Genomic DNA, 7,812 nt, shown 5'->3' on the forward strand with positions numbered 1-7,812 from the left:
GTAGGATTTTACCCCTGCTTCGAAGTAGCGATAGGATTTGGCTACCAAATCAGCGAGTTGCTGGGTTGGCGATAAAATTTCTACTACGCCCAAAGGCATCTCGGTTACTTTTACCTCATCGTTGCCAGGACGAAACTCAAATCCTTTGTAGATCAAAACATCGGGTACAATTTCTTTCCCATCAATCAATAAACTCAATTCAGATATCCCATCATATATATCCGCATATTTTCTATCCAGCAACTTTACAAGTTTTGACTGAATAAATGCATGGTTTCGACTTGGCATAGGTTTACCTCTTTCCAGTTCATATTCCGATTGCAGCAATACTGTTTCCATAATTCTCTCTTTTCAGTACTGAACAAATATAAACAAAAAATCGTTTCAGGGCTAATTTTCTACAGCCCCTCCAAACCACTGTTCTTCAGACTGCAATTCCTGCAAATCACCCCAGATTTGATCCAAAATACCGGAAAGCTGATCCATCGGCAGGCCAGTTTTTGCCCCCAGTTCTAACTCCTTCACCAAGGCTGCGGTTTTTTTTAAACCTACGAATTCTAGTTGAGGCTTAAAACTATGGGCAATTTGCCCCAAACTATTATAATCAGCGGTCTGGAGTGCTTGCTGCAACTGTTCCATCTCCAGAGGCGACTGCTTCAGGAATTTTTTGATGAAATAGCGCATTTGTTCCTCATCGTCTTCCGTAAAATCACGCAGAAAACTCAAATCCAGAAATTGATCAGCTTGCTCGACAACTGGAACAGTTAAAGAGGATATCGCTTTTTCGTCATTTTCCAAACCCAGTGCTTCGCCCATTACAGCGGCCAATTGATAGGGTTTAAAAGGTTTGCTCAGGTGGGTGTTCATGCCGGAATTCAGGGCTCTTTCGATGTCCTCCTGGGTAGTAGAAGCAGTCAGGGCAATGATGGGCAGCTCGGGATCGGGAATGGTGTCGGATGCACGGATGAGCCGGGTAGCTTCGGTACCCGAAAGGGTCGGCATTTGCATGTCCATGAGCACCAGGTCAAAAGGTTTGGTTTCCAGGGTATTTATGGCTTCTTTGCCGTTGGTGGCTTCTACTATTTCCGCGTTTTCGAAATGGCGCAGTATGGCTTCGTGCGCAATTTCGCGGTTGAGTTCATTGTCGTCAACCAGGAGAATGCGGAGTTTCTGAGTGGAATACATCTCGATCGGCTCCTCCGTTTTGATACTGAGGTTTGCAGTATCAGTTACAGGGAATGGTATAGTGACCGTAAAAGTGGTGCCAACTGCGAGCGTACTTTCTACATGGATTTCTCCGCAGTAAAGTTGTACCAATTCCTGGGTGACCGTCAACCCCAAACCAGTACCTCCAAAACGAGCTACGGTATCTTCCCCAGCTTGCTGAAAACTACCAAACACCGCCTTGATTTTTTCAGCAGGAATGCCGATTCCGGTATCGATGATCCTGAAGCGCAAGTATACCTGTTGCTCCTCTTCGTGGGGCAAATCGGCATCTACCAGTATCCGCACCGCCCCTTTTTCCGTAAATTTAACCGCGTTACCCACTAGGTTGATCAAAATCTGAAAAAGCCGGGTAGGGTCTCCCAAAACTGCTTCGGGAACATTCTGCCGTATTTCGAGCAGGAGATCAATGCCCTTGTTTTGCGCCCGGAGGGCCAGTGATTCCTGGACATCCCGGGCGACACTCCCGGGCGAAAAGGGAATTTTGCGGAGTTGTACTGCCCCTGCTTCCAGTTTGCTCAATTCCAGTACGTCGTTGACCACTTCATTCAAACGTTCGGTAGAATGGGAAATGGAAAACAACCAACGGCGTTGTTTTTCAGTAAGGGAGGTTTCCAGCAGCAAATCGGCAAATCCGGCGATCCCGTGCAAGGGCGTGCGGATTTCATGGCTGATATGGGCCAAAAAACGTTGTTTGAACTGTTCACCCTGTTCTGCTCGTTCCTTTTGAGCGATCAATTGTTGTTGGGTGGCATTGAGGCTGTTCAAGGCGCGCCGCAACACCTTGTTCGCCTTGGTTTTTTGCTGGTTGTTGAAGTACAGAATGGCCAGCAACAACAATGAGATCAGATAAGCCATGTGCAGGGTTTTGTGTTGCAAAATACAGCCATTGAACGAGGTGTAGATCAGTCACTTTCCCGTTGGTAGATTTGAGTTTCCGGTTGGCAGTTCTCAGAATTTTGAAAACAGTTCCAAAAACTCATCTTTCCGGTTGCGTGCCACACTTACCGTGGTACCGTCTTCCATAATCAAATACCCGCCTTCGGAGCGTACGAACTGTTTGATGTGTTGAACGTTGACGAGGTGGGAATTGTGTACCCTGAAAAAGCCATGACCGTCGAGGATTTCCTCCAGTTGTCCCATGGGTTTGGACACCATGAGTTTTTCGCCCCCCAACAAAACAACAATGGTGTACATGCGGTCACTTTCACAGCGCACAATATCACTGATGGGTTTGAATACCAGGCCTTCGGCGGTGGTCAGGGCAATTTTTTCCGGTAGCACCACTTTGGATTTACCTTGCTGGGCCAGTTGTTGGACTTGTTCGCGCAAGATGCGGTTCGGGCTGTTCAAGGCGCGGTTGATCGCCGCCAGCAGTTCTTCTCTGCCAATGGGTTTTTGGAGGTAATCCAGGGCACTGTAGCGGATGGCCTTGATGGCATATTGCTCGTGAGAGGTGGTAAAAATGACCTGAAAATCCACTTGATCCAGGCGTTCCAGCATTTCAAAGGCGGTCATGTCGCCCAATTCAATGTCCAGAAAAACCAGATCCGGCTTTTGAGCTTCGATGGCCGCAATACCTTCTTGCCCGCTACTGGCCTGACCCAGGAATTGGATGTTTTCGGCGCCGTATTTATGGAGCAGGAAGAGCAGTTTTTCTGCCGCATCGGCATTGTCTTCGATCAGGAGGGTTTTCAGCATGGCAAAAATACAATGGGTAATGGCATGGGCAAATATAGGGAAAAAGCTGTATCGCAAGCCGTTTTTGTATTTTAAATATAGGGTAGTTTATCCCCCTCAATTTCATCCTTGACGCGCTCTGGTCGCCTAAAAATGATTTGACGCCTGCGTAGGCGTTCAAAAAATGCTATTTTTGTTTCAACCAAAAACCCGCCCACCGATGCTAAGATGCTTGCTTACTGTTGTATTGCTCGGCACCCTTACAGGTGCTTTTGCCCAGGGCAAAAAAGGCCAGGCGCTAATTGATTCCCTTCGACAGGTTTTGCCCAAACTCCAAAATGATCAAAAAAAAGTAAATACCCTCAATAGCCTCAGCTACGAGCTGCGTCGCTTCAATCCCGATACCGGTTTTTATTATGCCAGGCAGGCCTTACAATTGGCTCAAAGCATTGGCTCCAAATCAGGCGAAGCAGAGGCCAATCGCCTGGCGGGAGTTAATCTGTATCGTTTGGCGGAATATGCCCAGGCTTTGGACTACCACGAAAAAGCCAGTACACTTTTTGAGGCAATCAATGACAAAAAAGGTCTGGCTGCCAATCTGAACAATACAGGCAACATTTACCTGGCTCAGTCCGATCTCACCAAGGCTTTGGCCTGTTACCAAAAAGCCCTGCCGATCAATGAAGGTATGGGCAACTTGCAAGAGGTGGCCAATAACCTCAACAACATTGGGAATATTCACTACAGTACCGGGGAAAACCAGGCTGCACTGGAAAATTACCTGAAAGTTCAGCCCATTTATGAAAAATTGGGTAACCAGGCTAACTCAGCGCTTACACTGGGGAATATCGGCTCAACCTATCAACGCTTCGCGGACTACCCTCGGGCGTTGGGTTATTTTCAAAGGGCACTAGCCATGTATGAAAAAATGGAGGATGAATCCGGGCAGGCGGGTAGTTTTGAAAGCATTGGGAATATTTATTTCGATCTGAAAGATTTTCAACAAGCTCTGGAGTATTACCAAAAGGCTCTACTTATGTATGAGCGATTAGAAGATAGGCCTGGACAAGCTACTAATCTCAATTCGATAGGTTCTGTTTATAATCATTTGTCCAATTACAAAAAATCTTTAGAGTATCATGAACGCTCTTTGGCGATTTACGAAAAAATTGGTAAACAGGAAGGAATCGCTTCTAACTTGATCAACCTAGCTGAGATCTATCAAAAACAAGACGAGATCCAGAAGTCTTTGGATTTTTTTCAAAAGTCTTTAAACATATATGAGGCAATTGGTAGCAAGTATGGGCAAGCAGCTGCCTGGAATAGAATTGGCCAAAACTATACTACCCTATCCAATTTTTCTTTGGCCATGAGCAGCCAACAACGCGCCTTAAAATTAAGCCAGGAAAGCAAAGACCTGGCAAATGAACAATTGGTTTGGAACGACCTGAGTATTTTGTATGAAAGGCAGGGGGATTACACCGCAGCCTATAAGGCCTATAAAAACTACATCACCTTGCGCGATAGCATCCAGGGACAGTCGATTAAAAAAGAAATCACCCGTAGGGAAATCCAGTTTGAATTTGACAAAAAAGAAGCCACTTACCAGCTGAACCAAAGGCTAACCGATGAGCAATTGCAAAAACAAGTGTTGCTCGCCAAACAACGTAGCCAACAACTGTTGCTCAGTAGCCAACAACTGGCGCTGAGCAACAAGGAAAAAGACCTGCAACGCCTGGCCTTTTTGAAAGAACAAGCGGAAAAACAAGAGAAGGAAAAACAATTGACTTTGGTGGAAAGGGAGAAACAATTACAAGCAGCAGAACTCAGAACCATGACTCAGGAAGCTGCCTTACAACAAGCCACGATTCGGGCGAGGCAACAGGAGCGCAACATCCTCATTGTAGGTGCCGGACTCTTGCTTGTGGCGCTGTTTTTCATTTACCGCAACTTCAGCAACCAACGCAAATCTAATCGTCTACTTTCTGCTGAAAAACAAAAGTCGGATAACCTGCTGTTGAACATTCTGCCCACTGAGGTAGCCGATGAATTGAAAGACAAGGGCTCTGCAACAGCACGTCAATTTGACGATGTAACCGTGCTGTTTACCGATTTTGTTAAATTCACCACCATCTCCGAAACCCTTAGCCCAACAGCCCTGGTGGCTGAAATAGACCACTGTTTTCGGGCCTTTGATGCGATTATTGGAAAGTACGAGATGGAAAAAATCAAAACCATCGGTGATGCCTATCTGGCCGTATCGGGCTTACCGACCCCCGACCCCCGGCACGCCCAAAAAGCCATTATGGCTGCTCGCGAAATTTGTGAATGGGTGGCAGACCCCAACAACCGCTCCAAATTTGAAATTCGCATTGGGTTGAATTCCGGACCTGTGGTAGCTGGAATCGTAGGTGTGAAAAAATTTGCTTACGACATTTGGGGGGATACGGTCAATACCGCCGCCCGGATGGAGCAAAACAGCGAAGCCGGGAAAATCAATATTTCAGGGAGTACTTATGCACTGGTTAAAGATAATTTTGCCTTTGCACACCGAGGCAAAATAGAAGCCAAGAACAAAGGTGCGATTAATATGTATTTTTTGGAAGCTTAAGAGCTTCATAGAAGCTACCACAAAACTCCAGTCTTTGGAAAAAAATGAAGATTGTGGTAGCTTCAAGCCTGTATGCAGGTAGTATTATCTCAGAAAAAACAGACGGGATCGATGCAAATTTAAAATCTGCTAAAATCAAAACCCGCACCATTGCAAAGTAAACGACCCATTGAATCAATAGTGAACTCAAGCCCATCAGCAACAGAATAATCTATTGAACATTTGCCTAAGCTATTACCTTTTGAATCCCGCATGGCAATTTGAAAATGATTTACATCGGTCATTGACTGTACCATAGTAGTCGGACCATCAATTTTAGTATGGGTCGAATAGACTGCATCTAGTTTCGATTGATTGTCTGCAAACTGCGGATATATACAAAAGTTTCCATCTGTTTGATAAACCCCGATGAAAGCTCCATCTTTAGATTGCAACATGTCTCCGGTCTGCAGAAGCCTTTTTATACTAGTAGGTACACTGGTAGAAAAACTAAAACTCCCTTTTTCACCCATAACCACTCCAGTCAGTGGCGTGTTTGGATTGATTGGAGTGCTTGCATTGTAAGGCGAATACAGATCAACCTGAAAATTTAAAAGATTGCTCGGTGCATATGCGTTGTCCCCAAACGGCACCACGAACACCAATTCTGTATCGGAGATGTTATTAAGTATGTTAACTTCACTCTGGTAGCTTCCATTTCCTGGTTGTTGTAAGTCGGTCATGGTGATCACAACCCTCAGAGTGCTGTGGAGGGGGGAATCAAAAGTGAGGGTAAAACCCAGGCCTGGATCGGCAGCTTTTACATCACCTACGCGTGTTGGCATAATCTCGTGTTTTTAGATGGTTAAATTGTTTTGATCTCTGCTTCAAAGATGCAACAGTCACCATCACAAGACTAGTCCCAACTTCCCGTTGGTTGATTCGGCTTTCCGCTTGGTAATTTTTTGGCGTTAATACTGTTTTTAGGGGGGTAAACTCACTCATTTTTTCTTTTGCTGATACTCCACCACAGCGTTCAATACTTTTTGGGTCAAAAAATTCGGGTTGTAATTCCTGGATTCAGCACCTGGCAGGACATTCCAGGCATTGAACACCACCACCATGTCGTACTCAGGAATAATGATCGGAAACTGGCCCCCGAAGCCATTGCCGCCCCAGGTAACTTCGCTGGCTTTGTTGCCATAGGCGCCCAGCCACCACTTGTAGCCGTAACCACGGTTGGGGCCAAACTTGCTGTAAGGCGAAACCGACTGCTGCACCCAATCCGTGCTGATGATTTGCCGGCCTTCCCATTTCCCATTTTTCAGAAACAAGTAGAACAATTTTGCTACGTCGCTTTTTTCCAGGTAAACCCCACCTTCACTGTCCACCAGGCCGTAGGGGGAACGTTTCCAAAAATGATTGTTGATGCCCAGCGGCTCAAAGAGGTGTTTTACGGCGTATTCTTCAATGTCCCGACCCGTGGCGACCCGGAAGATGTGAGCCAGCAATACAGTGGCCCCGCTGTTGTAATTGAACACCTTGCCAGGTTCGTCCGACATGGGAAAATCGATGGTGAATTTAACCCAGTCAAAACTAGCTTCCAGTTGGCTGCAGCTGTTGTTGGGATCGGAGTAGGGGAGGTCTTCATGCCAGTCAAATCCGGCGGTCATGGTCAGCAGGTGCCGGATGGTCATTCTCCTTTTGCGGGCATCAATGTTTTTGACGGCAGTGGTATCAAAAAAACTCAAAACCGGTGTATCCAGATCCGGGAATTCCTTGCGGGTCACCGCCACCCCAATGATCATCGAAGTGATGGTTTTGGAAACGGACTGTAAAGTGTGAAGTTTACCGCCATGGTAAAAAGGGTGCCACCAGGCGGAGAAGTAGTTGTAAGGCCCGGTGGGATCGGTGGCATTCAAACCACCTTTTTCAACGGCTTCCTGCTTGTACAATTCGGCGTAATTGTGGCTGTATGAGGCTTCATAAGCGATCTGGCCGTGGCGGATGATCAGCATGCCGTCCACATTGCCGTATTTCCCGGCGGCAAAATCGCGGTCGAGGGCAGCGAGGGAGTCGGGGTTCAGGTTTAGTTTTTCAGGGCTGTTTTTGGGCCAGGCCTGGGTGGGCCATTTGTCCTGAGCATTGGCTGAAAGGAGGCTGATCAAGAGGAGGAGGGGGAGAAAGGGTTTCATGGTTTCGAATTTTGAGAATCGTATTTGATTTGAAGCGATTTTGAGTGACGAGTTCCGAGTACATGAGTAGCGAGTTTTGAAGTGGGCTACCGCAGCAACTTGGGCACAGTTTTGGTCTAAGCC

Annotated in this window: 6 protein-coding genes; 1 reads left to right on the forward strand and 5 read right to left on the reverse strand. The window is 46.5% G+C overall.

Annotated features, from left to right (window positions below; translation table 11 throughout):
* From SFV55_RS09690 to SFV55_RS09700, 3 genes are all read right to left on the reverse strand, one after another.
* Positions 1–339, reverse strand: a 339-nt coding sequence (locus SFV55_RS09690) for a Uma2 family endonuclease (RefSeq protein ID WP_320029293.1), incomplete at its 3' end; no start/stop codon positions are given.
* A gap of 51 nt (positions 340–390) precedes the next feature.
* Positions 391–2,082: a response regulator gene (locus SFV55_RS09695; protein ID WP_320029294.1), complete on the reverse strand. Its 1,692-nt coding sequence runs from the start codon at positions 2,080–2,082 to the stop codon at positions 391–393.
* Between the two features lie 93 nt (positions 2,083–2,175).
* The gene (locus SFV55_RS09700) at positions 2,176–2,982 is read right to left on the reverse strand and encodes a LytTR family DNA-binding domain-containing protein (protein WP_320029295.1); all 807 of its coding nucleotides are present in this window, start codon (positions 2,980–2,982) and stop codon (positions 2,176–2,178) included.
* Positions 2,983–3,124: 142 nt separating this feature from the next.
* Here SFV55_RS09700 and SFV55_RS09705 point away from each other — a divergent pair, with 142 nt between their 5' ends.
* Complete coding sequence (locus tag SFV55_RS09705) at positions 3,125–5,515, forward strand: tetratricopeptide repeat protein (protein ID WP_320029296.1); 2,391 nt, start codon at positions 3,125–3,127, stop codon at positions 5,513–5,515.
* Positions 5,516–5,634: 119 nt separating this feature from the next.
* On the opposite strand, the gene SFV55_RS09710 is transcribed toward SFV55_RS09705, so the two are convergent.
* Positions 5,635–6,339, reverse strand: a complete 705-nt coding sequence (locus tag SFV55_RS09710; RefSeq protein ID WP_320029297.1) for a hypothetical protein — start codon at positions 6,337–6,339, stop codon at positions 5,635–5,637.
* 156 nt (positions 6,340–6,495) lie between these two features.
* Positions 6,496–7,689 (reverse strand): serine hydrolase, encoded by a 1,194-nt coding sequence (locus SFV55_RS09715; protein WP_320029298.1) that lies wholly within the window; start codon positions 7,687–7,689, stop codon positions 6,496–6,498.
* Between the last annotated feature and the right edge of the window lie 123 nt (positions 7,690–7,812).

It is taken from the genome of Haliscomenobacter sp. (assembly GCF_033763495.1).
GTDB lineage: Bacteria > Bacteroidota > Bacteroidia > Chitinophagales > Saprospiraceae > Haliscomenobacter.

Bases quoted from the DNA above. Each gene is read 5' to 3' on its own strand.
- SFV55_RS09705 (WP_320029296.1), top strand. From the start codon at position 3,125: ATGCTAAGATGCTTGCTTACTGTTGTATTGCTCGGCACCCTTACAGGT.
- SFV55_RS09715 (WP_320029298.1), bottom strand. From the start codon at position 7,689: ATGAAACCCTTTCTCCCCCTCCTCCTCTTGATCAGCCTCCTTTCAGCC.
- SFV55_RS09710 (WP_320029297.1), bottom strand. From the start codon at position 6,339: ATGCCAACACGCGTAGGTGATGTAAAAGCTGCCGATCCAGGCCTGGGT.
- SFV55_RS09695 (WP_320029294.1), bottom strand. From the start codon at position 2,082: ATGGCTTATCTGATCTCATTGTTGTTGCTGGCCATTCTGTACTTCAAC.